Below are 25,410 nucleotides of genomic sequence, written 5' to 3' on the forward strand. Positions count from 1 at the left end.
CCGCCCCGTGCCCGGTTAGTGAGACGCGCCCGCCTCACGCTCCCCACGCTCCCGGAGGCGGTCGCGGGCGCCGGGCCGAGCGCGCCTCCGCCCCGGCAGGCCGGTGGGCCTGCCGGGGCGGCGGGACGCGCCGGCGCGGTGGCCGGTCCGGGTCTCGCCCCGGACCGGCACCCGGGGTCAGCCGAGCGTGGCCAGGGCCTGGTTCAGCGTGGCGGACGGGCGCATGACCGCCGAGGCCTTGGCGTCGTCCGGCTGGTAGTAGCCGCCGATGTCGGCCGGGGCGCCCTGCACCGCGACGAGCTCGTCGACGATGGTCTGCTCCTGCTCGGCCAGCGTCCGGGCGAGCGAGGCGAACGCCTCGGCGAGCTGGGCGTCCTCCTGCTGGCGGGCCAGCTCCTGCGCCCAGTACAGGGCGAGGTAGAAGTGGCTGCCGCGGTTGTCGATGCCGCCGAGCCTGCGGCTGGGCGACTTGTTCTCGTGGAGGAACGTCGCCGTCGCGCGGTCGAGGGTGTCGGCGAGGATCTGCGCGCGGGCGTTGTCCGTGCTCTGGGCCAGGTGCTCGAAGCTGACGGCCAGGGCCAGGAACTCACCCAGGCTGTCCCAGCGCAGGTAGTTCTCCTTGACGAGCTGCTGCACGTGCTTGGGCGCCGAGCCGCCCGCACCCGTCTCGAACAGGCCGCCGCCGTTGATGAGCGGCACCACCGAGAGCATCTTGGCGCTGGTGCCCAGCTCCAGGATCGGGAACAGGTCGGTGAGGTAGTCGCGCAGCACGTTGCCGGTGACGGAGATGGTGTTCTCGCCGCGGCGGATGCGCTCCAGGGAGAAGGCGATCGCGTCGACCGGCTTCATGATCTCGATGCGCAGCCCCTCGGTGTCGTGCTGCGGCAGGTACCGCCGGACCTTCTCGATCAGGTTGGCGTCGTGCGCGCGGTCCTCGTCCAGCCAGAAGACGGCCGGGTCCCCCGTGGCGCGGGCGCGGGTGACGGCGAGCTTGACCCAGTCCTGGACGGGGACGTCCTTGGTCTGGCACATGCGCCAGATGTCGCCCTCGCCGACCGCGTGCTCCAGCACGCAGGCGCCCGTCTCGTCGGTGACGCGGACGGTGCCGGTGGCCGGGATCTCGAAGGTCTTGTCGTGGCTGCCGTACTCCTCGGCCTTCTGCGCCATGAGGCCGACGTTGGGCACCGAGCCCATGGTGGCGGGGTCGTAGGCGCCGTTGGCGCGGCAGTCGTCGATGACGACCTGGTAGATCCCCGCGTAGCTGCTGTCGGGGATCACCGCGAGCGCGTCGTGCTCCTCGCCGTCCGGACCCCACATGTGGCCGGAGGTGCGGATCATCGCGGGCATGGAGGCGTCCACGATCACGTCGCTGGGCACGTGCAGGTTGGTGATGCCCCGGTCGGAGTCCACCATCGCCAGCTCCGGGCCCTCGGCCAGCTCGGCCTCGAAGGACTCCTTGATCTTCTGGCCTTCGGGCAGGGCGTCCAGGCCCTTGAGGATGCCGCCGAGGCCGTCGTTGGGGGTGAGCCCGGCGGCGGCCAGCGCCTGGCCGTACGCGGCGAACGTCTTGGGGAAGAAGGCGCGCACCACGTGGCCGAAGATGATCGGGTCGGAGACCTTCATCATCGTGGCCTTCAGGTGCACCGAGAACAGCACGCCCTCGGCCTTGGCGCGCGCGACCTGCTCCTTCAGGAACTCCCGCAGGACGGCGACGCGCATCACGGCGGCGTCGACGATCTCGCCCGCCTGGACGGGCACCGACTCGCGCAGCACCGTCGTCGTGCCGTCGTCGCCGTGCAGCTCGATGCGCAGGGACCCGGCCTCGCCGATGACCGCGGACTTCTCCGTGGAGCGGAAGTCGTCGCCGCTCATGTGCGCGACGTTGGTCCGGGAGTCGGCCGACCAGGCGCCCATGCGGTGCGGGTGGGCCTTGGCGTAGTTCTTCACCGACGCCGGCGCGCGGCGGTCGCTGTTGCCCTCGCGCAGCACCGGGTTGACGGCGCTGCCCTTGACCTTGTCGTAGCGGGCGCGGACGTCGCGCTCCTCGTCGGTCTTCGGGTCGTCCGGGTAGTCGGGCAGCGCGTAGCCCTGCTCCTGCAGCTCCGCGATGGCGGCCTTGAGCTGCGGGATGGACGCCGAGATGTTCGGCAGCTTGATGATGTTCGCCCGCGGGGTCTGCGCCAGCTCGCCGAGGGCGGCGAGCGCGTCCTCGATGCGCTGCTCTTCCTTCAGGCGCTCGGGGAAACTCGCGATGATCCGGCCCGCGAGCGAGATGTCGCGGGTCTCCACCCGGACCCCGGCCGTCGCGGCGTACGCCTGGACCACCGGCAGCAGCGAGTACGTCGCCAGGGCCGGGGCCTCGTCGGTGTGCGTGTAGATGATGGTCGAGTCTGTCACCGGGTGCTCTCCGCTCCGCATCTGCAACATTGCTCGACATCAAGATATCTCGCGCACCGGTCCGCGTCGAAGCCGCGTCCCGGTCCCGGCGCGAGCGCCGCCCGCACGGCCCCGCGCGGCGCGCCGCCGGTGCCGCCCCGGCGTCCCGCGGGCGGCCGCGCGGGGCCCGGCCGACACGCGCCCCCGGGTTCCGCCGCACGCCTTCGGGCCCCGGGCGGCCCGTCCGTCCGCACCCGGGGCGCGGCGCCGTGCGGCAGCGCGTGCCTGGGGCCCCGGCCCGCCTCCTCCCCGGCCGCGCCCGGGCCGCGCCGCGCACCGGCCGCCGTGCGACCCGGTGCGCGGCGTCCGGTGCGCGGGCACCTCGGCGGGCGCGCACCGGGCGCCGGACCCGGGCGCGCCGCGGGGTGCCTCCGGGCACGCCGGAGGGCCGGGCGGCCGCGTCACCGCCGCCCGGCCCCCGCGCGGACGCGCTCAGTGAGCGGGCTCGTCCGCCGCGGCGTCGCTCTTCTCGGCCACGTCCTCGTCCCCGGGCCGCTCGCGCAGCATCAGGCCGACGAGGAGGGCCATCCCGGCCAGCATCAGCGCCAGCACGCCGGAGGTGAGCTGCATGCCGTAGGTGAAGGCGTCCCGGGAGACGTCGAGCACCTTGGCGGCCAGGTCCGCGGGCAGTTGCTCCGCCAGCGAGACGGCGCCGGCGAGGGTGTCGGCCGTCTGGGCGTCCTGCTCGGACACCTCCGACGGCAGGGAGTCGGCGACCGCGGCGCTGTAGACGGCGGCGCCGAGGCTGCCCGCCAGCGCCACACCCAGGGCGATGCCCAGCTCGTTGCCGGTCTCGGCGACACCGGACGCGGTGCCCGCCCGTTCCGGGGGTGCGGCGCCGAGGATCTGGTCGTAGCTGAGCGCCCACACGATGTTGATCGCCAGGTTCATCACGACGAAGGTGAGCACGGTCGGCACCAGGCTCTGCACCGCCCACACCGCGACCGCGAGGCTGCCCGCCGCCAGGCTGAGGCCGGCGGTGATGACCTGGGGCGGGGTGAAGACCTTGGTGAAGGCCGGACCCAGCAGCGCGCCGACGACGCCGGCGAGCATGCCCGGCAGCGTCCACAGCCCGGCCCGCAGCGGGGACAGGCCGAGCACGAGCTGCAGGTACTGCATCAGGAAGAACTGGAAGGCCGCCAGGGTGAACAGCGGCATCACCAGGGCGCCGAGGGAGACGCTGAACCGGCGGCGGGCGAAGAGCGCCAGGTCCAGCAGCGGGTCCGGCAGCCACCGCTGACGGCGCAGGAAGAGGAAGCCGACGGCCAGGCCCACCACCACCATGGCCACGGCCACCAGGACGGAGCCGCCGCTGGCGATCTCCTTGATGCCGTAGACGATCGTGATCAGCGAGGCCATGAGCAGCCCGACGCTGGTCATGTCGATCTTGCCGGTGGCCTCGGTGTCCCGGTACTCCGGCACCACGATCGGACCCAGCACCAGCAGCAGCGCCATCACCGGCAGCGCGAGCAGGAACACCGAACCCCACCAGAAGTGCTCCAGCATCGCCCCGCCGACCACTGGCCCGGCGGCGTTGCCGACGCTGAAGGCGGTGCTCCACACGGCGATCGCAAGCCGCCGCTGGTTCTCGTCGAGGAACATGTTCGTGACGAGGGAGAGTGTGGAGGGCAACAGGGTGGCGCCCGTGAGCCCCAGCAGCGCCCGGGTCGCGATCACCATCTCCGGACTGGTGGAGTAGGCCGTCAGCGCGGAGGCCAGGGCGAACAGGACGCTGCCGACGAGCAGCAGTTTCCGGCGGCCGATCCGGTCACCGAGTGCGCCCATCGGGACCAGCATGCCGGCGATCACGAACCCGTAGATGTCCACGATCCACAGCGTCTCGACGCTGCTCGGCCGCAGCTCCGTGGCGAGGTGCGGCAGCACCAGGTGCAAGACGGTGAAGTCCAGCCCGATCAGGAGGGCCGGCGCGGTGAGCGTGGCCAGCCCGATCCACTCGCGCACACCTGCCTTGGGGACGGCTTCGGTCGTCATCGAACAACTCCTCAGATCACTACTGAAACGGAAAGACCGATCGCACGGTCACGCGAGGGAGGCGGGGGGCTGACGTTCCGGACGGGGCCGCATCCTCAGCACCGCCGGAACTCGTACAGCGTGAAGTCCATCTCCACCACGCCGTCCCCGGCGGGGGCGGCCGTGGCGGTGGACGCGGGAGCGGCGGTGGGGGAGGCTCCGGCCCGCGGCGCGGCGCCGATGTCCTCCCCCGCGGGTAAGACGACCGACTCCGTGCGGTACCTGCGGCCTTCGAACCCCGCCGCCAGCGCCGAGGCGAGCGTCTTGCGCGGGTTGCCCATCGCCTCGCTGGTGCCGAGGTAGACGCGCCCGCCCGGCGCCAGGTGGCGCTGGACCTCCCGGAAGAACCGGCGCTGCAGCGCATAGCCGGGATCGAAGATCGCCCGCTCCAGCTCCCGCTCGCACGACCGGTCTTCGGGCGCCTCGATGAAGGGGGCGTTCCAGAAGACGAGGTCGAACGTGTCGGCCGCCTCCAGGGGAGCGAAGAGGTCGCCGGCCAGGGCGGTCACCCGGTCCGCGACCCCGTGACGGGCGGCGTTGCGCCGGGCGTTCTCCACGGCCGAGGGAACGACGTCCACGGCCACCACCGGCCCGCAGCCGCGCTGCGCCGCGATCACCGAGGTGACGCCCGCGCCGCAGCCCATCTCCAGGAAGCGGCAGCCCTCCGCGTAGGGCAGCCAGGAGGAGAACAGGGCCGTGCCCTGATCGTGGTACGGGGGCCACACCCCCGGAAGGAGGTCCCACTCCCGGTCCAGCAGCGAGAACGTCGTCCGGGGCACGACGCCCGGGCCGTCGACCCGCGACAGGGCCCAACACCCCAGTGCGTAGCCGAGCTCGTTGTCCATACGCCCTCCCGTCACGGCAACCTGCGTATCCGTCCGCCTGGGACACCGTCACGCCGGCACCGGGGGACGCCGGCCACGTCAGCCGGCATCCACCAGCGGCCGCTCGCCGCTGTTCCAGACCCGCTCACCACCGCGACCACCAGGCCGCACACCACCACCCAGCGCGACCGAACGCCGTTCCGGCCGCACGGAGGGTTCCGCACGGCACATCACACCTCAACGCGAACGAAAACACCCAAAACGGCACAAGTTCGGTCGTGCAGAATATTCGCAGGGGCCGGAGTTCATGGTCAAACGTTGTCCCGGAAACGGCAACAGAGCCCCGAGCACCCTGGTGAGCGCACCCGTGCGCAGGAGGTCACCCCCGGCGGCCGAGCCGGCGGTCCACGAGCATGGCCGGGATCGCGAGCAGGGCCAGTCCGGCACCGATCCACGGCAGCGAGCGCAGACCGGCGTCGGCGTGCAGGGCGACACCGGCGAGCGCGGGCACGATGCTGATGCCGAGCTGGAACGCCGAGACGGTGGTGGCCCCGGCGAGCGTGGGCGCCTGCGCGGCGATGGTGAACACCCGCCCGTAGATGGCCGGGTTGAGCAGGAACGCCATGACGCCGAGTACCAGCACGAGGGGGATGACGAACAGCGCGTGCCCGGCGAGCGCGGCGAGCAGCACGGAGGAGGCCGCGATGCCGAGCGCCCCGGCCACGAACGCGGACAGGGGCCGCTTGTCGGATATCCGGCCGCCGACGGAGAGGCCGGCGAACGCGCCGACGCCGAACAGGGTGAGGACCGCGGGCACCCACACCTCCGGCAGCCGCGTCACGTCCGTCAGGAACGCCGCCAGGTAGTTGTACGTGAGCATGTACGCGGCGGTGCTCAGCAGGGTGGCCGCGTAGACCACCCACAGCCCGGGCCGGCGCATCGTGCTCAGTTCGCGCCGCACGCTGGGCTCCTGGTCCGACCTGGTCTCGGGGACGGCGGCCAGGGTGAGCACCGCGCCGAGGACGGTGAGGACCGCGACGGCCCAGAAGCCGCCGCGCCAGCCGGTGAAGTGGCTGAGCAGCGCGCTGGCCGGACCGCCACCGATCATCGCGAGGCTGAGCCCGCTGACGACCACGCCCGAGGCGCGGGCGGTCCGGTCCGGCGGCACCAGGCTGATCGCGGTCACGGCGGCGACCGCCCAGTAGCCCGCGTAGGCCAGGCCGCAGAGGAACCGGGTGGCCAGGAGCACGCCGTAGTCGTCGGTGACCAGGCCGAGCACCACCGAGGCGGCGAAGACGGCCTGCGTCACCACCAGGGTCGTCCGCCGGGGCCAGCGCAGCGTCAGCACGGCCAGGGGCGGCCCGCCGACGACCACGCCGATGGCGAAGGCCGAGATCAGCGCACCGGCGGCGGACAGGGAGATCTGCAGGTCGTCGGCGATGGCCGGCAGGACCCCGGCGAGCAGGAACTCCGCGCTGCCCATGGCGAACAGGTTGAACGCGAGCAGGTAGACGGCCCGTGGCAGCCCCCTGCGGACCGGAACCGTCTCCTGCGCGGTGGGGGCGGTCATCGGACGCCCCCACCGACCTGGGAGTGACGCACGAGCGGGCGCGTGGGGGCGTGGCCGGGCACCGGGGCGGCCGGCGGCTCCACCGGCGCCGCGCGCTGGACGGGTGAACGCATCTTCGGGCTCCTGAACAGTGGGACGGGAGGGGACGCGTCACGCACCGGCGGACGGCCCCCGTCGCCCCCCGCGCTCGGCACGGACGGTTTCGGCGTGGACGTTCGGCGCGGACGGCTCGGCGGCCAGCGCCGGGGTCGCGGTGGTCGCCTTCGGCCCGCAGAGTGGTCCGCCGAATGCCGTACGCACAACTCTTGTTGCCGATGCTGGAACGCGGCGCCCGGCCCGTCGCCGCGGGCCCGTCGAAGGTGAGGGCGGGTCAAGAGGACCACCCCGCCCGGGCGTCGGGCGGCCCACACGAGCGCCGCCGGCCGGGCCCGCGCGACGGACCGCCGCCTCGGGGACCACGGACGCCGGGCCGCAGGGCTGACGCTCCGTCGACGAGACGGAGCGCGGAGCGGCGCGGGGAACGACGCGCGACGCGGGCGCGACGCACGGCACGAGGGCGACACCGCACGGGCGCGACGCGCGGCACGAGGGCGACGCGGCGCGGCCCGCTCACCGCGTGCGGAGGGCCTCCAGCATGCGGGTCAGGGCGCGGACGGTCGCCGGGAGCGCGTCCGGGTCGTCCGTGGCCGCCAGCCACAGGGCGGCCTCGTTCATGGCCCCGGAGAGGAGGTGGGTGAGCGGGGCGACGGGCTGCGCGGGCAGCTCGCCCGCGTCGACGAGCGCGGTCAGCGCTTCGCTCAGGTGGCGCACGGACGCGGCCTCGTCCAGCGCGCGCCACTGGGCCCAGCCCAGGACGGCCGGCCCGTCGACCAGCATGACGCGCTGCACGCCCGGCGCCGTGCTCGCGCGCAGGAACGCCGTGCACCCCGCGACGAGCTGGTCCCACGGATCGTCGTGGGCGTCCGCCGCCCGGGCGACCTCGCGGGCGACGTCGAGCTGCACCTCTTCGAGCACGGCGCGGAAGAGGTCGGCCTTGCCGGTGAAGTGGTGGTAGAGCGCGCCCTTGGTCAGCCCGGCGCGCTGCACGATCTCCGCGAGCGCGACCTGTCCGTAGCCCGCGTCGGCGAACAGCCGCCTGCTCTCGGCCAGCAGCGCGCGCCGGCTCTCCGCCCGCTGCTCCGCCCGCGTCCTGCCCGCCATGCCGCGCCCGTCCCTCCGATTGACCTACCAGCGGTATGCCCCTAGCGTAACTTCACATACCGACGGTATGTGAAAGGGGTTCCCACGATGACGATGACGAAGCTGACCAGCATGTACCCGGTGCTGTGCACCGACCGCGTGGCGCAGTCGCGCGACTTCTACACCCGGCTGCTGGGGTTCGAGGTGACGTTCGAGGCCGACTGGTACGTCAGCCTGCGCCGGGCGGACCCGGCACGCCCCCACGAGCTGGCGCTGCTGGACCGCACCCACCCGACGCTGCCCGCCGCCTACCGGGAGCCGGTGCGCGGCCTGCTGCTGAACTTCGAGGTGACCGACGTCGACGCCGAGTGGGAGCGGCTCGTCGTGCGCGGCGGCCTGAAGCCGGAACTGGAGCTGCGCACCGAGGACTTCGGGCAGCGGCACTTCATCGTGGCCGACCCCGGCGGGGTGCTCGTCGACGTCATCGCCCCGGTCGAGCCCACGGCCGAGTACGCCGGGAACTACACCGGATGACGCGGCGGGCCGGCCGCACGGGCGCGCGGCCGGCCCGGGGCCCGGGGGCTACCGGCGGAACGGGCCGCGCACCTCGTAGGTGACGCCGTCGGTGCCCGCGACGAAGCCGGAGGCGCCGCGCTGGGAGGAGAAGTACAGCCGGGTCCCGTCCGGGGAGAAGGCCGGGCCCGTGATCTCGGACTCGGGGTGGCCGTCGACGCGGACGACCGGCGCCACCACGCCGTCGGGCGTGATGATGTTGATCTCCATGTTGCCGCCGTCCTCGGCCACGTAGAGGTCGCCGCCCGCGGTGCCGGTGACGTTGTCGACGCCGTCGAGGCTGCCGCCGCCGTCGTAAGTGAGGCCGAGCGTCTGGCGACGGGCGTCGTAGGCCCACACCCGGCCGTCGCCCTTGGTGGTGAAGTAGCACACGCCGTCGTGGTAGTGGCAGCCCTCGCCGCCGTCGAAGTGCAGGGCCTCGGGCACCTGGCGCCGGGTCTGCGGGCCGAACAGCGAGGCCTCCGGCTCGGGCACCGGGCGCCAGTCGACGCCGCCGTCGGCGGCGCGGCACAGGACGTCGAGGCGGCCGTCGGCCAGGTCGCCCCACTCGTCGGGCGTGAAGCGGTAGAAGCACCCGTCGGACTCGTCCTCGGTGAGGTAGACGACGCGGCGCTCGGTGTCGCAGGCGGCGGCCTCGTGCTTGAAGCGGCCCATGGCGGGCCGGGCGACGGCCTCGCGGCGGCCGTAGGGGTCGGTCTCGTAGACCCGGCCGCGGAAGGCCTCCTCGCAGGAGAGCCAGGTGTGCCACGGCGTGGCGCCGCCCGCGCAGTTGAGCATGGTGCCCGACAGGGTGCGGTAGGCCCGGTCCACGGAGCCGTCGGCGCGGAAGCGGATCGCGCAGACGCCGCCGATGAGCGGCAGTTCGCTGTTGGAGACGTAGATCCAGCCGTCGCCGTCGGGGAAGCAGGCACCCCCGTCGGGGGCACCGTGCCACAGGATGCCGCCGACCGGGCGGCCGGAGCGGGCGACGACGCGGCCGGTGAAGCCCTCCGGCAGCGCCAGGCCGCTCGCGTCGGGGGCTCTGAGCGGGCCGTAGGGACCGGCGCCGGGCAGCGCCCGGGTCGAGGCGGCGGCCGCGTTCTGCCAGAGCACGCCCGACAGGGCGGCGGCGCCCGCCCCGGCCGAGGCCGCGCGGAGGAAGGTACGACGCTCCATAAGTTACTCCCCGGTGTAGACGACGACGCCCGTCAACGTCCCGCACCCGGCGCGCGCCGTACAGAGGGAGGAGGCGAACTTCCGGCGAACGTTGCCCCGGGACCGGACGGGCCGGACGCTCGGCCCCGGCCCCGGCCCCGGCCCCTGCCCCCGCGCACGGGCACGGCGGGCGCCACGCGGGGCGTCGCACGGCGCGAGAGCACGGCACGAGAGCACGGCACAAGACGCGCGGCGCGCACCGCGTCCCCCGGCACACGCTCCGTGCGGCGGGCGGCGGCGGGGGGTAGAGTTCCGGCCATGTTCGCGCAGCCGCACGCCGGCTCCTGGTGGTGGACCGCTCCTTCGGCGGCCCACTGACGCGCGTACCCCGACCCACCCACGCGAAGGCCGCCCGAGAGGCGGCCTTCGGCGTGTACGCCCCCGGCGGGCCGCTTCCTCTCCGGCATCCTCGGCAAGACGGAAGGAAGAACACCGTGCCCCGCTCCCCCGGCGTCCTCGACGCCCTGCTCGCCCCCGACGCTCCGCCCTTCGCCCTGCTGCGCCGCCGCGCCCCGGGGCGCGACCACGACGTCGTGGAGGTGCTCGTCGGCTCCGTGCGCGACGTCGAACACCTGGCGCAGCTCCCCGACGGCGGCGGGCTCGGCGCGCTCGCGCTGGTGCCGTTCCGGCAGTTGCGCGAGCGCGGCTTCGACGTCACCGACGACGGCACGCCGCTGACGGTGCTGCTCCCGCACGAGCGGCACGAGCTGCCCGTCGCGGAGGTGGTGGCGGCGCTCCCCGGCCATGCCGTGGCGGTCACCGAAGGCGCGTTCGACGTGGACGACGCCGCCTACGCGGACGTCGTGCGCCGCGTCGTCGCGGACGAGATCGGCGCCGGGGAGGGGGCCAACTTCGTCGTCCGGCGGGTCTTCCGGGGCACGGTCGAGGGCTACGCGCCGCGCGACGGCCTGGCGCTCTTCCGGCGCCTGCTGACCGGGGAGCGCGGCGCGTACTGGACGTTCGTCGTGCACACCGGACGCCGCACGCTCGTCGGCGCGAGCCCGGAGGCGCACGTGCGGATGAGCGGGGGCACGGTGGTGATGAACCCGATCAGCGGCACCTACCGCTACCCGCCCGAGGGGCCGGGCGCCGAGGGCCTGCTGGACTTCCTCGGCGACGCCAAGGAGACGGCCGAGCTGTCGATGGTCGTCGACGAGGAGCTGAAGATGATGTGCGCCGTCGGGGACATGGGCGGTGTGGTCGTCGGCCCCCGGCTGAAGGAGATGGCCCACCTCGCGCACACCGAGTACGAACTGCGCGGGCGCACCACGCTGGACGCGCGCGAGGTGCTGCGCGCGACGATGTTCGCGGCGACGGTCACCGGCAGTCCGCTGGAGAACGCCTGCCGCGTCATCCGGCGCCACGAGGACGGCGGCCGTGGCTACTACGCGGGCGCGCTGGCCCTGCTGGGCCGGGACGCGGGCGGCGCGCAGACCCTGGACTCCCCCATCCTCATCCGCACCGCCGACATCGACGCGGCCGACGGCCGCCTCCGCGTGCCGGTCGGCGCCACGCTGGTGCGCGACTCCGACCCGGCCGGCGAGGTCGCCGAGACGCACGCCAAGGCGGCCGCCGTCCTCACCGCGCTCGGGGTGCGCCCGGCCGGCCCGGGCGCACCCGCCCGGCGGCCCGCTCTCGCCGCCGACCCCCGCGTCCGCGCCGCGCTGGACGCCCGCCGCGCGGGCCTCGCCCCCTTCTGGCTGCGGCTGCGCGCACCGCGTGAGCGCGGCCCCGTGCGCGGCCGGGCCCTCGTGGTGGACGGCGAGGACGGCTTCACCGCGATGCTGGCCCACGTGCTGCGCTCCACCGGGCTCGACGTCACGGTGCGCCGCTACGACGAGCCGGGGCTGCCCGCGGCGGCGGCGGCCCACCCGGGCCCGGTCGTGCTCGGGCCGGGCCCCGGCGACCCGCGCACGACCCGCGACCCCAGGATGCGGGCCCTGCGCGCGCTGGCGGCCGGACTGCTGCGCGGCCACCGCGGCGGCCTGCTGGGCGTGTGCCTGGGCCACGAACTCCTCGCGGCCGAGCTGGGGTTGCCGCTGGTGCGCAAGGAGCGGCCGTACCAGGGCGCCCAGGAGCGCGTCGACCTCTTCGGCCGGGCGCACACCGTCGGCTTCTACAACTCCTTCACCGCCCGCTGCACGGACGCGACCGCCGCCCGGCTGGCCCTGGACGGCGTCGAACTGGCCCGGGACGCGGCCACGGGCGACGTCCACGCCCTGCGCGGCCCCGGCTTCGCCGGCGTCCAGTTCCACCCGGAGTCGGTGCTCACCCTGGACGGGGCGGCGCTCGTCGCCGACCTGCTCGCGGGCGCGGGCGCGCCCGCCCGGGGGCCGCGGGCCGCGCCGTGACGCGGCGGCGGCGCGGGGGCTACCCGAAGAACACCTCGTTCTCGGCGTAGCGGGCCGGGTCGACGGTCTTCGGCGTGGCGAGGGCGTCGGCCAGAGGCACGCGGACGACGTCGGTGCCGCGGAGCGCGACCATGCGGCCCCACGCCCCCGCGTGCACCGCGTCGATGGCGTGCAGCCCGAACCGGGTGGCCAGCCAGCGGTCGAACGGGGTGGGGGTGCCGCCGCGCTGGATGTGGCCGAGCATGGTGGCGCGGGCCTCGTGGCCGGTGCGCCGCTCGATCTCCCGGCCCAGCCACTCCCCGATGCCCGACAGCCCGCCCAGCCGCACCTCGGTGCCGGCGGGGCGGGCGTTGTCGGCGACGACGACGATGGGGGCGTAGCTGGCGCCGAACCGGGAGCGCACCCACCCGCAGACCCGGTCCAGGTCGAAGGGGCGCTCGGGGATCAGGACGCCGTTGGCGCCCCCGGCGAGCCCGGCGTGCACCGCGATCCAGCCGCTGTTGCGGCCCATCACCTCCACGACGAGCACCCGTTTGTGGGACTCGGCGGTGGTGTGCAGGCGGTCGATGGTCTCGGTGGCCACGGTGACGGCGGTGTCGAAGCCGACGGTGTAGTCGGTCCCGGCGATGTCGTTGTCGATGGTCTTCGGTACGCCGACGCAGGGGATGCCGTGCTCGTCCGCGAGGGAGGCGGCGGCCGTCAGCGTGTGGACGCCGCCGATGACGACGAGTCCGTCCAGCCCGCGCGCGGCGAGCGTGGCGCGCACCCGGGCCGGACCGTCGGCCTCGGCCAGCGGGTCGGTGCGGGAGGAGCCGAGCACCGTGCCGCCGCGCGGGAGCGTGCCGCGCACCTGCGGGATGTCCAGCTCCGTGGCGTCGTCCTCCAGCACGCCGCGCCAGCCGTCGCGGAAGCCGGTGAAGGTGTCGCCGTAACTCTGCACGCCCTTGCGGACGACGGCGCGGATGACCGCGTTGAGGCCGGGGCAGTCACTGCCGCCGGTCAGCACTCCGACGCGCATGGTTCGTCCCTCCTGTCACGTTTCGGGCAGACGCTAGGCTACCGTCGCTCAGCCCTCGTCCAGACCCGTCTCGATCGCGTACCGCACCAGCTCGACGCGGTTGTGCAACTGGAGCTTGCCGAGGGTGTTCTGCACGTGGTTCTGCACCGTGCGGTGGCTGATCACCAGCCGCTCGGCGATCTGCTTGTACGACAGCCCCTTCGCGACCAGGCGCAGCACCTCCGTCTCCCGCTCCGTCAGGTGCGGCGCCTCCGGCCGGCCCGCCTCGCGCGGGGCGTCGGCCGTCCGGGCCTCGCCGGCCAGCCGCCGGTACTCCCCGAGGACCAGCCCCGCCAGCCCGGGCGTGAACACCGGGTCCCCCGCTGCCGTGCGGCGCACCGCGTCGATCAGCTCCCCGGGACCGGCCGACTTCACCAGGTAGCCGGTGGCCCCGGACTTGACGGCCTCCAGCACGTCGGCGTGCTCGCCGCTCGCGGAGAGCACCAGCACGCGCATTGCCGAGTCCTCGCGCACCAGCCGCCGGCACACCTCCACGCCGGGCAGCTCCGGCAGGTTGAGGTCGAGCACGAGCACGTCGGGGCGCGCGGCCTCGGCACGGCGCACCGCCTGCGACCCGTCCCCCGCGGTGGCCACCACCTCGAACCCGGCCGCCGCCAGGTCGCGGGCCACGGCGTCGCGCCACATGGGGTGGTCGTCGACCACCATCACCCGGACGCCGGGCTCCCCGGCGGCGTCGGCGGTCTCCGTCATCGCTTCGGCACCTTCAGCTCAACCTCCGTACCCTGACCGGGAATCGAGACGATCTCCGCGCTGCCGCCGAGCTCGCGCAGCCTGCCGCGGATCGACAGTGACACACCGAGGCGGCCCTCGGCCTCCGCCGCCTCCAGCCGACCCGCCGGGATGCCGGGGCCGTCGTCCCGCACCGTCACCAGGACCGCGTCGGGCTCGTCCTCCAGCAGAATCCAGGCCCGGGCCGACGCCCCGGCGTGGCGGCGCACGTTGTCCAGGGCCGCGCCCACCGCCTGGGCGACGCTGCGGGCCGCGCCGGGCGGCAGCGGCACCGGTGCGCCGGGCTCGGACACGGTGACCCGGCCGTCCGCGTGCAGGGCCAGCAGCGGCCGCAGGTCCACCGGGGCACCGGCGTCCGCACCGGCCTGGTCGGAGAGGCCGGGCAGGTCGGGTGGGCCGGGCGCGCCCCCGTCGGCCCCACCGCGCGCGGGCCGGGCCGGGGGCTCCGCGCCCGCCGCGGCGGCACCGCCGCGGACGCCGATGCCGCTGGAGACGAGCGCGCGCAGCGCCACCTCCTGCTCGCCCGCCATCCGGCCCAGCTCCGCCGCCTCGCCGCCCAGCGCGGAGCCGCGCCGCTGCACCATGGCCAGCACCTGGAGCACGCTGTCGTGGATGTCGCGCGCCAGCCGCTCCCGCTCCCGGGTGGCGGCCTCGATGCGCAGCGCCTCGGCCAGCGCCCGCTCCGAACTGCGGGCCACCTCCACGACGTAGCCGATGCCGATGCTCGCGACGGTCACGAGCAGGATGTTGTGGACCGTGTCCCGGCTCAGCGCGCCGCGCTCGACGAGGTTGGCGGCGCCGATGACCAGGGACGCGGCAGCGGCCCACCGCCAGCCGCCCTTGATGGCGAACGCCAGCACGGCCCCGGCCACCCAGATGGAGGGCAGCGTCGGGCGCACCACGGAGGCGGTGTCGGCGAGCGGCGAGATGAGGATGCCGGTCAGCGCGAGGGTGAGGTCGGCGGCCAGGAAGCGCGGGGTGCAGCGCGCGGCCGAGGAGACGCGGGGCAGGGTGGCCAGCGTCCACACCGCGAGGACGGCGAGGTAGGCGGCGCCCAGCGCGTCCCGGTCGTATGCGTCGGCGTGGTAGCCGAAGACGCCGACGGCGTAGGCGGCCGTGAGCACCCGGTACCCGGCGAGCGCCCGCCACAGCGGCTGCTCGACGGACATCCGCGTCACCCGGAACCGCCCCGCGAGCCGTCCCCGCCACCCCGCGACGGCCCCCACGCCCCGGGAGCCGGGCGCGGTCACGGCGGAGTCGAGGCCGCCCGGCGCGGAGGTCCCGGCCACCGGCCCACCGGACGCCGGGACGAGGGCCTCAGGCCCACCGGGCGCGGGCACGGCGGACGCGGGAACCTTGGCGGAGGGCACGCGTTCACCGGACACCGAGCCGCCAGGCGCACGGCCACCGGACACCGAGCCGCCAGGCGGGCGGTCCCCGGGCGGAACGCCGCCGGACTGAGCGCGGCCGGGTGCGAGCCCCCCGGACGGGACGCCGCCGGGTCCGTGTCCCACGGGCGGGGGGCCGTCGGACGCGGCGCCGGGGGCCGGCGGGGGGTCGTGCGGGCCGTCGGGAGAACGCGCCGTGCTCGGGCGGGGCCCGTCGTGCGTACTGGTCATCGTCGCTCCCCCCGGAGGTACCGCGGTCAGGCGGCCTGGCCGCCCGTCTGGTCGTCCTGCTCCCTCGCGGCGGCCCTGGCCGCGTCCCTGGCCGCCTTCTCCGCCGCCTTCTCGGCCTTCTCCGCCTCCGCGATCTGCCGTTTGGCGGCGGTGGCGTAGATGTCGACGTACTCCTGGCCGGACAGCTTCATGATCTCGTACATGACCTCGTCGGTCAGCGAACGCTGGATGAACCGGTCGCCGTCCATGCCCTGGTAGCGGCTGAAGTCCAGCGGGCGCCCGATGCGGATGCCGGGGCGCATGAGCTTGGGCACCACCTTGCCCGGCGGCTGGATCTTCTCCGTGTCGATCATCGCGACGGGGATCACCGGCGCCCCGGTGGCCAGGGCGATGCGGGCCAGCCCGCCGGGTTTGCCCCGGTAGAGGCGCCCGTCCGGGGAGCGCGTGCCCTCGGGGTAGATGCCGAACAGGCCGCCCTCCTCCAGCACCCGGATGCCGCTGTTGATGGCGGCCTCGGCGGCGCCGCGCGTGCCGGAGCGGTCCACCGGGAGCTGGCCGACGCCCTTGAAGAACGCGGCCGTCAACCGGCCCTTGATTCCCGGGGTGGTGAAGTACTCCGCCTTGGCCACGAAGGTGACCTTGCGGTCCAGCACGGCGGGCAGGAAGAAGGAGTCGGAGAAGGACAGGTGGTTGCTGGCCAGGATCGCCGGCCCCGCGGCCGGGACGTGCTCGATGCCTTCCACCCACGGACGGAAGGCGAGCTTCAGCGTCCCGCCGACCGAGACCTTCATCGCGCCGTACAGCACCCCGGAACCTCCTGTGTCGACGTCGAGAACCATATCCCGCCACGGCGCCCCGCCCGGCGGGCGTACCGGGCTACCCGGTGCCGCCGCACGCGCGTAGGGTGACAGGACCCACTCCTCGCGTGCCCGAACGGAGACCGACGGTGCAGCTTCTACCCGGGTGCGAGCCGATGCGGCACGACGGCTCGGACGAGATCGGCGTGCTGGTGTGCCACGGCTTCTGCGGCTCCCCGCAGTCCGTGAAGCCGTGGGGGCGGTACCTGGCCGACCGGGGGCTGAGCGTGCGCGTACCGCTGCTGCCCGGGCACGGCACGCGCTGGGAGGAACTGGCGGTCACCGGCTGGCAGGACTGGTACGCGACGCTCGACCGCGAGTTGCACGCGCTGCGGCGGCGCTGCCGCCGGGTGTTCGTCGCGGGGCTGTCCATGGGCGGCGCCCTGGCGCTGCGGCTGGCGGCCAAGCACGGGGACGCGGTCGGCGGCGTGGTCGTGGTCAACCCGGCCATGACGTTCCCGCGGGTGCCCGGTTACGCGCTGCCCGTCGCGCGCCACCTGGTCCGCACGACGAAGGGCATCATCGGCGACATCCGCAAGGACGGGCCCGAGGAGGTCGGCTACACCCGGGTGCCGCTGTCGGCGGCGCACTCGCTGCGCGCGTTGCTGAACCTCACCCGCGGCGAGCTGCCGCAGGTGACGCAGCCGCTGCTGGTGCTGCACAGCCGGGTCGACCACGTGGTGCCGCCCGGCGACTCGGCGCTCGTGCTCGCGGGCGTGTCCTCCACCGACGTGACGGAGACCGTTTTGGCGGACAGCTACCACGTGGCCACACTGGACCACGACGCGGAGAAGGTCTTCGCCGACTCCTACGCGTTCATCACCCGGCTGGCAGCGAGGAAGGCGGCACGTGACGGGGCGTGAGAAGGACCAGGGCGAAGGCAGGGAACCCCTGGACGAAGAGGCCGCGTGGGCGCAGATCGTGGCGGGCTACGGCGCCGAGCCGCCGGACCCGCCGGGGGTGTGGACCAAGGCCGGGCAGGGCGAGGGCCGCGCCCCGGGCGACGGTGAGCGCGCCGGAGACGACGACCGCACCGCCGCCGTCGACGACGGGGGCGCGGGCGGCGGCCCGGGCGGCACCGCCGTCGACGACGGCGGCCCGGGCGACGGGGACGGCGGCCCGGGCGACGGCGGCGAGGGCCGCGGCCCGGACGGCGCGCGGGGCCCCGCCTCCCCGGAGGAGGCGCGGGCCGAGCGCGAGCCCGTGGAGGCCCGCGAGGCACCGGCCGAGCCGGGACGGCGCGGGGAGGCCCGGGCCGACGGCGGGGACGGCGAGGACGCCCCGGTGCGCAGCTTCACCGTCTACTCGGCGGGCGCGGGACCGCGCGACTGGGAGCCGGCGCCGCCCTCCGAGGACGAGGACCACTTCGTGCCGCCCGAGCCGCCCCCGCTCCCGCGGGCGGACACCACCACCAAGTTCGCCTGGCTCGCGGTGCTCGGCGGCCCGGCGCTGCTGCTGGCCGCCGTCCTGCTCCAGTGGGACTTCACCTGGTGGATCTCCACGCTCGGCGTCGGCGGCTTCCTCGGCGGCTTCGCCACCCTGCTGACGCGGTTGCGGGACGGCGACGAGGACGACTGGGACGATCCGGGCCGCGGCGCGGTGGTGTGACCCGCGGCGAACCCGCCCGCCCCACGCCCTCGGCGGTCGACTAGCCTCGGTGGCACGGCCGCCGAGGGGAGCGGCCGTGCGCAGGTGACCTCGGGGGGACACATGCTGATCCTGCTGTTCGTCTTCAGCACCGTGGCGCTGGTGACGGGCGTGTTCGTCAACCGGCTGCTGCGGCAGGAGGCGCGCCGGGCGGAGCGGGGGGCACCCGCAGCGCGGCGAGCACCGGAAGGTGGTCGCTGGCGGCCCGCAGCGCGGCGTCGCTGACGCCGGGCAGCCCGCGCGGCACCCCGCAGCCCAGCACCTCGACCCCGCGGGTCAGCACCGCGTCGATGCGCTGGTGCGGCCCGTGCGCCGGTGAGGTGTGCTCCTGGCCCCACGGGCGCAGCGCCCAGCCGTCGTCCAGGCGCGTCGTCAGCCGCCGGAACGCGGGGCCGTCCGGGCGCTCGTTGAGGTCCCCGGCGGCCACGGCGGGGAGCGGTCCGGTGGCCGCGAGCCGGTCGAGCAGCAGGCCCGCCTGGGCGTACCGCTCGGCGCGACGCAGGCTCAGGTGGCAGCTCACGACGGTCAGCCGCGCGTACGGCCCGAAGCGCAGCACCGCCGTGGCCAGGCCGCGCCGGTGCAGCCCCGGGGTGCGCGGCAGCAGCACGTCCTCGGCGTGCTCGACCGTGGCCCGCAGCGAGGCGAGGACCATCGGACCGCAGGCGGTGGCGCCACCGGTGACGTAGGTGAGCCCGGTGGCCCGGGCCAGCCGGGCCGCGGCCTTGCGCCAGCGGAAGAAGCGCGGCGCCTCCTGCACGCAGACGACGTCGGGGGCGCAGGCCCGGACGACACCGGCCAGCGCCCCCTCGTCGTCGCGCAGCGAGCGGACGTTGTAGCTGAGCAGGCGGACGACGGCCGTACCGTCGGCATGTGTGACGGAAGCGGGGAGGTCCCGGAGCGTCGTCATGCCCTCACGGTACGGCCTCGCGCCGCCGGGCGGGGAGCGTCAGCCCTGCCGGGCCAGGTCGGCGACGCCCACCAGTCCGGCCTTGCCGCCGAGCTGGGCGGCCAGCACCTGGGCCTGCGGGCGCCACTGCGCGCCCACCAGCCAGCGCCGGTAGGACTTGCGGATCGGTTCGAGCACCAGCTCTCCCTCGTCCGAGACCCCGCCGCCGACGATGAACGCCGCCGGGTCGAACAGCGAGGCGAGGTCCGCGAGCCCGGCGCCCGCCCAGCGGGCCAGCTCGCGGAAGGAGTCGATGGCCACCGGGCAGCCTTCGCGCGCCGCCTGGCTGACGTGCTTGCCCTGGATGCCGCCGGGCGTCCCGTCCCCGAGGCCGAGCAGCGTGCCCGCCTTCTCGGGCGTGGCCGCGGCGCGCTGCCGGGCGTAGCGCACGAGGGCGCTGCCGGAGGCGTACTGCTCCCAGCAGCCCTGGTTGCCGCAGCCGCACAGCAGCCCGTCGGGCACCATGCGGATGTGGCCGAACTCGGCCGCGACGCCGAACCGGCCGCGCACCAGCCGGCCGCCGATGACGATGCCGCCGCCCAGGCCCGTGCCCAGGGTGATGCAGACGACGTCCTCATGGCCCTTGCCCGCGCCGAACCGGAACTCGCCCCAGGCCGCCGCGTTGGCGTCGTTCTCGATGACCACCGGCACGCCGATGCGCTGCTCGACCCGGTCCTTGAGCGGTTCGTGGCGCCAGGTGAGGTTCGGGGTGAACAGCACGGTGGCGCGCTTGTCGTCCACGTATCCGGGGGCGCCGATGCCGACGGCCTCCACCTGGTGGTCGGCGCTGGCCTGCCGCACGGCGTCCGCGATGCCGTCGATCACGCCCTCGGCCGTCTGCGGGGTCGGTACCGTGCTGGTCTCCAGGATGTTGCCGTCCTCGTCGACCACCCCGGCCGCGACCTTGGTACCGCCGATGTCGACGCCAATGGTGAGTCCCATAAGTCCCTCAGTTATCCGGTAGAGCCCCGCTGAACTCAACGTTACCGGAGCTGAGGCACCGCCACGGACGGTCCGGCGGACCCGGCCGCGGGGGGTGGCCCGCGGGTCGGGCGGAACGGATCAGTCCAGTTCGATGCGCTCGGCGCCGGGCGGCTCGTCGCGGCCCTCGCCCCGGCCCGAGGGACGATCGGCGCCGGGCGCCCGCTCCCCCGCACCGGAAGCCGACGGCCCCGCGCCGGAGGCTTCCGGGCTGGACGAGGGCCCCGCCCCGGAGGGCTCCGCGCCGCCGGACGACGGCCCGGGACCGGCGGCCCGGCCGGTGTCCCGCGCGTCGCGCGTCCAGCGCCGCTCCTGCCCGGCGACCGCCGAGCGGTAGGCCGCCAGCAGTTCGCTCCCGGCCGCCGACAGGTGCTCGAAGACCTCCGGGTTGCGCTGGACGACCGGCTCCACCGCCGCCCGGGCGCCGTCCGCGAGCTGACGCGCCCAGTCCTGGCCAGGACCCGCCGCGCCGCCCACCGACCCGGCCAGCCCGGCGAGCCGGTCGGCGACCGTCTCCGCCAGCCGCCGCAGCTCCTCGGCGGCTCCCGCGGGCTCCGGCCCGCCACGGGCTCGGCGGCGGGCCCGCTCGGCCGCCAGGTCCTCCGCGCAGGCCTCGGCCCAGGCGTCGGCGTCCGGACCGTTCGGCTCACGTCCTCGGGCATCGCTCATGACGGGCTCCCGGATGCGTCGCGTCGTCTCCCTGGACCTTCGACAGTACCGGTCAGCCGCCCGCGGGCCACAGCGTGGGGTCGGGCCGGAAGCGGACGGTCAGCTCACCGTCCGCGAGCCGGGCCCCGGCCACGGCGCACCGGGCCAGCGCCCCGTCCAGGGGCAGGGCCCGCCGGTGCGGGCCGACGGTGACCACGACCTCGTCCCCGCGCCGCACCAGCGCGGTGTGCTCCTTGACGGCACCGGGCAGCGGCAGCCGCCACGCCAGCATCCCGTCCTCGGCGCGGCGGTCCTCGATCACGGCGCCGGGGGCCGGCCCCGTGAGCGGGGGTTCGCAGACCTCCAGCGCCCGCAGCCCGTCGGCGGTGCGCGGCGGCTCGGGCAGCCAGGGCAGCTCCCGCACCGGGAGGCCGCCGGCCGCCTCCCGGACGGCGTCCGCGGCCGCGCGCTGCGCCGCACCCAGGCGGCGCACGTACGGGTCCGGCGACCGGGCGGGCAGCAGGCGGTTGACGGTGACGCCGCCCAGCGGCACCCCGTGCAGCGCCAGCCCGGCGCGGGTCTCGCCGAGGAGGCGCGGGGCGCCGGGTTCGGCGGCCAGGACCAGGTGCGCCGAGGTCCCGGGTGCGCGCAGCACCCGCTCCGCGGCGGCCAGGGCGGTTCCGGCCCGCCCGGCGGCGTCGTAGAGCCACTCGGCGGGCATCGGCACCCCGGCGAACTGCGCCAGCAGCGGCCGCAGCGCGCGGGCGGCCTGCCGCTCGGGCGGCAGCAGGCGGCGCAGGGAGCGGGAGAGCTGCTCGGGCAGAGCGAGCAGGTGGACGGCGTCGGGCACCGGCGGCAGGTCGGCGACCAGGACGTCCCAGGGCTCGCCCGCCCCGGCGTGCGCGTCGTGCAGCGCGTGCAGGACGGCGACGGCCCGCGCGCCGGGCGGCTCGGCCAGCTCGTCGTCGTCCAGCGGCCGCGCACCGAGCAGGTCCAGCGCCGCGCCGCAGCGCTCCTGGAGGGCGAGCACGGCCGACCGGAACCGGGCGCCGGAGTCCACCCGCGCGCACCGCAGCCCCGGCACGTGTGCGGTGCCCGCGTCGGCCGCGGGGTCGGCGCTCAGCAGCAGGGTGCGGTGGCCCTGGTCCGCGGCGGCCAGCGCGGTGGCGGCGGCCACGGTGGTGCGTCCGGCCCCGCCCGCGCCGGTGACCAGGACGGTGCGGCGCACCTCAGCCCTCGCGGGGGCCGGGGTCGGCGCCGCCGGACTCGACGCGCTGCTTCAGCCCGGCCAGCGCGCGGTCGATGATGACCTTCTCCGCCTTGCGCTTGATCATGCCGAGCATGGGGATCTTGACGTCCACGGTGAGCTGGTAGGTGACCTCGGTGCCCCCGGCGCCGACCGGGGCGAGGTGGTAGGAACCGTCCAGGGCCCGCAGCATCTGGGACTTCACCAGCGTCCAGCTCACCTCGTGCGCCGAGTGCCAGGTGTAGGCCAGGGTGTGCTCGTCGCGGATGGCGCCGGCGTCCAGCAGCAGGCGCACCTTCTCGGCGCGGCCCCGCTCGTCGGTGGCCAGCACCTCGGCCTCCTTCACCTCGCCGGTCCACTCCGGGTAGCGGGCGAAGTCGGCGATGACCCCCATCACCTCGGCCGGTGCCGCGTCGATGGTGATGCTCGACCTGGTGTGTTCCGCCATCGCTGGGGTCCTCCGCGTGACCGTTGAAACCGTGCTCCGCCTGTGCGCAGGCAGGCTACCGCGCGGGCCGGACACCGCACGCCACCCGTCGCCGCCCCTGCCGCCGGGCGGGGCGGCGCGGCGGCGCACCGCCCGGCCCCGGCGCCGGGCCGCCGCGTCACCACTCCAGGACGAACGGCTTCCCGGAGGCGTTGAAGTGACCGACGTTGACGCACTCGGTGGCGCCCACCCGCATCCGCCGCGCCAGCGGCTGGTGGACGTGGCCGAAGAGCGCGTACCGGGGCCGGGTGGCGTGGATCGCCTCCAGCAGCGCGGTGCTGCCCCGCTCGAACCGGCGCGCGACGGTGTCGTAGCACAACTCGGGCACCTCCGGCGGGATGTGCGAGCACAGCACGTCGACGGCGCCGAGGGCGGCGACCTTCTCGGCGTAGGCGTCCGGGTCCAGCTCGTAGGGCGTGTTCATGGGGGTGCGCAGCCCGCCGCCCACGAAGCCGACGGTCAGGCCGCCCAGCTCCACCGTCTGGCCGTCCAGCACGGTGGTGTCCGGCCGCGCGTACTCCGGCCACAGCCGCGGCAGGTCCACGTTGCCGTAGGTGGCGTAGGTGGGGGTGGGCATCGCGGCGAACAGCTCCGCGTACTGGCGGCGGACGCCGGCCTCCACGGCGGCGGCCCGGTCCACGGTCTCCCACAGCCGGTGGGCGAAGGCACGGGCCTCGGTGAAGCGGCGCGCGGTGCGCAGCTCGACGTAGCGGCTGGTGGCCTCCTCCCCGAACAGCTCGGGGAAGATGCCGCGGCTGTGGTCGGCGTAGTCGAGGAAGAGGAGCAGGTCGCCCAGGCACAGGGTGGCGTCGGCGCCCTCCCCGGCGCGCGCCAGGTCCGCGCTGTTCCCGTGCACGTCGCTCACCACGTGTATCCGCATGCGGTCACCCTACGGTCGCCGCGCGGTGCGGCCCCGGGGGGCGGGACGGCCGCGCCCGGACCACCGGGGCCGGCGCGGCGGGCCCGGCACGCCGGAAGCGGCCGAGGTCAGGGCCCGGACGAACGCGCCGCGGCGGCGCCGCGCCCGGTGTTACTGTCGCCGCAGGCGGTCCGGCGGGGTGTGTGACACACGGAACATCTGGGCGGCGGGTCTGTACCCCTGCGTCTACCGATGGGTAACGTCCGGGCCGTCCCAAACCGTCCCAGCAACGCGAGGTCAGCCCGGCCCGCGGCGGTGCCGACGAGGAGCAGCAGTCTTGCGCGAGTTCAGCCTTCCGGCCCTCTACGAGGTCCCCGCGGACGGAAACCTCACCGATCTGGTCCGCCGCAACGCCGCGCAGTACCCCGACCTCGCGGTGGTCGCGCGGAAGGACCCGCGCGACCCGGCCCGCTGGGAGGACCTGACGGCGACCGCGTTCCTCGCCGAGGTCAACGGCGTCGCCAAGGGCCTGATCGCCGCCGGGGTCGCGCCGGGCGACCGCGTGGCCCTGATGTCGCGCACCCGCTACGAGTGGACACTGCTGGACTTCGCGATCTGGAGCGCGGGCGCGGTGACCGTACCGGTGTACGAGACCAGCAGCCCGGAACAGATCGCCTGGATCCTGGGCGACTCCGGCGCCGTGGGCATCGTCGTGGAGAGCGCGGCGCACACCGAGGCGGTGCGCCAGATCCGGGACCGGCTGCCGGAGCTGCGCGAGGTTTGGACGCTCGACGAGAACGCGGTCGCCGCCCTCATCGCGGCGGGCTCGGGCGTGGACGACCAGACCGTGGACGAGCGCAGCGCCACCGCCCGCGCCGACGACCCGGCCACGATCGTCTACACCTCCGGCACCACCGGGCGGCCCAAGGGCTGCGTGCTGACCCACCGCTCCTTCTTCGCCGAGTGCGGCAACGTCGTGGAGCGGCTGGGGCCGCTGTTCCGCCCCGGCCAGGACTCGGTGCTGCTGTTCCTGCCCGCGGCCCACGTGTTCGGGCGCATGGTGCAGATCGCGGCGGTGATGGCGCCCATCCGGCTCGGTCACGTCGGCGACATCAAGACGCTCACCGACGAGCTGGCCTCCTTCCGGCCGTCGATCGTGCTCGGCGTGCCCCGGGTGTTCGAGAAGGTCTACAACACCGCCCGGGCGAAGGCCGAGGGCGACGGCAAGGGCCGGATCTTCGACCGCGCGGCGGCCACCGCCATCGCCTACAGCGAGGCGCTGGACGCGCCGGGCGGCCCGTCCCTCGGGCTGAAGCTGAAGCACAAGCTCTTCGACCGGCTCGTCTACGGCAAGCTGCGCTCGGTGCTCGGCGGCCGGGCCACGCACGCCATCTCCGGCGGCGCCGCGCTCGGCGGGCGGCTGGGCCACTTCTACCGGGGCATCGGCTTCACCGTCCTGGAGGGCTACGGCCTGACCGAGTCGTGCGCGGCGACCGCGTTCAACCCCTGGGACCGGCAGAAGATCGGCACCGTCGGCCAGCCGCTGCCGGGCTCCGTGGTGCGCATCGCGGACGACGGCGAGGTCATGCTGCACGGCGAGCACCTGTTCTCGGGGTACTGGAACAACGAGACCGCCACCGCGGACGCGCTGACCGAGGGCTGGTTCCACACCGGTGACATCGGCACCCTGGACGCGGACGGCTACCTGTCCATCACCGGGCGCAAGAAGGAGATCCTGGTGACGGCGGGCGGCAAGAACGTCGCCCCGGCCGTGATCGAGGACCGCATCCGCGCCCACGCGCTGGTCGCGGAGTGCATGGTGGTCGGGGACGGGCGGCCGTACGTGGGCGCGCTGATCACGCTGGACGAGGAGTTCCTGCCGCGCTGGGCCGAGGAGCACGGCAAGGGCGGGCTGAGCCGCACCGACCTGCTGGCCGATCCGGAGCTGCTGGCCGCCGTGCAGCAGGCGGTGGACGACGGCAACGCGGCCGTCTCGCGCGCGGAGTCGGTGCGCCGGTTCCGGGTGCTGCCGACCCAGTTCACCGAGGAGTCCGGACACATCACGCCGTCGCTGAAGCTGAAGCGCAACATCGTCGCGAAGGACTTCGCGCACGAGATCGAGGCCCTCTACCCCTGACGCGGCCGACGCGGCGCG

21 protein-coding genes are annotated in these 25,410 nt (G+C 75.3%); 5 read left to right on the top strand and 16 right to left on the bottom strand.

The genetic code is table 11. The features are described from left to right. Positions 1-177: 177 nt before the first annotated feature. The 5 genes from OSB71_RS01895 to OSB71_RS01915 form a co-directional block, all read right to left on the bottom strand. Positions 178-2,397 carry an NADP-dependent isocitrate dehydrogenase gene (locus OSB71_RS01895; RefSeq protein WP_265943447.1) on the bottom strand — a complete coding sequence of 740 codons (2,220 nt, stop codon included), beginning with the start codon at positions 2,395-2,397 and terminating at the stop codon, positions 178-180. 471 nt (positions 2,398-2,868) lie between these two features. Then, positions 2,869-4,428, bottom strand: coding sequence for an MFS transporter (locus tag OSB71_RS01900; RefSeq protein WP_265943449.1), 1,560 nt, complete (start codon positions 4,426-4,428; stop codon positions 2,869-2,871). A gap of 95 nt (positions 4,429-4,523) precedes the next feature. Beyond that, positions 4,524-5,312: a methyltransferase domain-containing protein gene (locus OSB71_RS01905; protein WP_265943451.1), complete on the bottom strand. Its 789-nt coding sequence runs from the start codon at positions 5,310-5,312 to the stop codon at positions 4,524-4,526. 358 nt (positions 5,313-5,670) lie between these two features. Continuing rightward, complete coding sequence (locus tag OSB71_RS01910; RefSeq protein WP_265943453.1) at positions 5,671-6,861, bottom strand: Cmx/CmrA family chloramphenicol efflux MFS transporter; 1,191 nt, start codon at positions 6,859-6,861, stop codon at positions 5,671-5,673. A 609-nt stretch (positions 6,862-7,470) separates the two neighbouring features. Next, complete coding sequence (locus tag OSB71_RS01915; protein ID WP_265943455.1) at positions 7,471-8,061, bottom strand: TetR/AcrR family transcriptional regulator; 591 nt, start codon at positions 8,059-8,061, stop codon at positions 7,471-7,473. 87 nt (positions 8,062-8,148) lie between these two features. Here OSB71_RS01915 and OSB71_RS01920 point away from each other — a divergent pair, with 87 nt between their 5' ends. Further along, positions 8,149-8,574 (top strand): VOC family protein, encoded by a 426-nt coding sequence (locus OSB71_RS01920; protein WP_265943457.1) that lies wholly within the window; start codon positions 8,149-8,151, stop codon positions 8,572-8,574. A gap of 48 nt (positions 8,575-8,622) precedes the next feature. On the opposite strand, the gene OSB71_RS01925 is transcribed toward OSB71_RS01920, so the two are convergent. After that, positions 8,623-9,768 carry an alkaline phosphatase PhoX gene (locus OSB71_RS01925; RefSeq protein WP_265943459.1) on the bottom strand — a complete coding sequence of 382 codons (1,146 nt, stop codon included), beginning with the start codon at positions 9,766-9,768 and terminating at the stop codon, positions 8,623-8,625. 473 nt (positions 9,769-10,241) lie between these two features. Here OSB71_RS01925 and OSB71_RS01930 point away from each other — a divergent pair, with 473 nt between their 5' ends. After that, positions 10,242-12,158, top strand: coding sequence for an anthranilate synthase family protein (locus OSB71_RS01930; RefSeq protein ID WP_265943461.1), 1,917 nt, complete (start codon positions 10,242-10,244; stop codon positions 12,156-12,158). 19 nt (positions 12,159-12,177) lie between these two features. On the opposite strand, the gene OSB71_RS01935 is transcribed toward OSB71_RS01930, so the two are convergent. The 4 genes from OSB71_RS01935 to OSB71_RS01950 form a co-directional block, all read right to left on the bottom strand. Beyond that, entirely contained in the window at positions 12,178-13,176 is a 999-nt protein-coding gene (locus OSB71_RS01935; protein ID WP_265943463.1) for an ATP-dependent 6-phosphofructokinase, read from the bottom strand. 48 nt (positions 13,177-13,224) lie between these two features. Then, positions 13,225-13,926: a response regulator gene (locus OSB71_RS01940; protein WP_265943465.1), complete on the bottom strand. Its 702-nt coding sequence runs from the start codon at positions 13,924-13,926 to the stop codon at positions 13,225-13,227. Continuing rightward, complete coding sequence (gene macS, locus OSB71_RS01945) at positions 13,923-15,134, bottom strand: MacS family sensor histidine kinase (protein WP_265943467.1); 1,212 nt, start codon at positions 15,132-15,134, stop codon at positions 13,923-13,925. The genes OSB71_RS01940 and macS overlap by 4 nt, the downstream gene beginning before the upstream one ends. A 476-nt stretch (positions 15,135-15,610) precedes the next feature. Then, on the bottom strand, positions 15,611-16,390 hold the full coding sequence (locus tag OSB71_RS01950) for a lysophospholipid acyltransferase family protein (protein ID WP_265943829.1): 780 nt from the start codon (positions 16,388-16,390) through the stop codon (positions 15,611-15,613). A 140-nt stretch (positions 16,391-16,530) separates the two neighbouring features. Here OSB71_RS01950 and OSB71_RS01955 point away from each other — a divergent pair, with 140 nt between their 5' ends. After that, entirely contained in the window at positions 16,531-17,304 is a 774-nt protein-coding gene (locus OSB71_RS01955; RefSeq protein ID WP_265943469.1) for an alpha/beta hydrolase, read from the top strand. After that, a complete protein-coding gene (locus tag OSB71_RS01960; RefSeq protein ID WP_265943471.1) occupies positions 17,291-18,049 on the top strand; it encodes a hypothetical protein in 759 nt (252 codons plus the stop codon). Before OSB71_RS01955 ends, OSB71_RS01960 begins: the two co-directional genes overlap by 14 nt. Before the next feature lie 157 nt (positions 18,050-18,206). On the opposite strand, the gene OSB71_RS01965 is transcribed toward OSB71_RS01960, so the two are convergent. From OSB71_RS01965 to OSB71_RS01990, 6 genes are all read right to left on the bottom strand, one after another. Beyond that, on the bottom strand, positions 18,207-18,995 hold the full coding sequence (locus OSB71_RS01965) for an endonuclease/exonuclease/phosphatase family protein (protein ID WP_265943473.1): 789 nt from the start codon (positions 18,993-18,995) through the stop codon (positions 18,207-18,209). 39 nt (positions 18,996-19,034) lie between these two features. Next, a complete protein-coding gene (locus tag OSB71_RS01970; protein WP_265943475.1) occupies positions 19,035-19,976 on the bottom strand; it encodes an ROK family glucokinase in 942 nt (313 codons plus the stop codon). Positions 19,977-20,096: 120 nt separating this feature from the next. After that, positions 20,097-20,684 carry a DUF5304 family protein gene (locus OSB71_RS01975; protein ID WP_265943477.1) on the bottom strand — a complete coding sequence of 196 codons (588 nt, stop codon included), beginning with the start codon at positions 20,682-20,684 and terminating at the stop codon, positions 20,097-20,099. Between the two features lie 52 nt (positions 20,685-20,736). Then, a complete protein-coding gene (locus OSB71_RS01980) occupies positions 20,737-21,891 on the bottom strand; it encodes an ArsA family ATPase (RefSeq protein WP_265943478.1) in 1,155 nt (384 codons plus the stop codon). Position 21,892: 1 nt separating this feature from the next. Further along, positions 21,893-22,357, bottom strand: coding sequence for an SRPBCC family protein (locus tag OSB71_RS01985; RefSeq protein WP_265943481.1), 465 nt, complete (start codon positions 22,355-22,357; stop codon positions 21,893-21,895). A 157-nt stretch (positions 22,358-22,514) separates the two neighbouring features. After that, a complete protein-coding gene (locus OSB71_RS01990; protein ID WP_265943483.1) occupies positions 22,515-23,276 on the bottom strand; it encodes a metallophosphoesterase family protein in 762 nt (253 codons plus the stop codon). 316 nt (positions 23,277-23,592) lie between these two features. Between OSB71_RS01990 and OSB71_RS01995 the strand changes: the two genes are divergently transcribed. Further along, positions 23,593-25,392, top strand: a complete 1,800-nt coding sequence (locus OSB71_RS01995) for an AMP-dependent synthetase/ligase (RefSeq protein WP_265943484.1) — start codon at positions 23,593-23,595, stop codon at positions 25,390-25,392. Positions 25,393-25,410 lie beyond the last annotated feature (18 nt).

It is taken from the genome of Streptomyces marinisediminis (genome assembly GCF_026262575.1).
Taxonomy (GTDB): domain Bacteria; phylum Actinomycetota; class Actinomycetes; order Streptomycetales; family Streptomycetaceae; genus Streptomyces; species Streptomyces marinisediminis.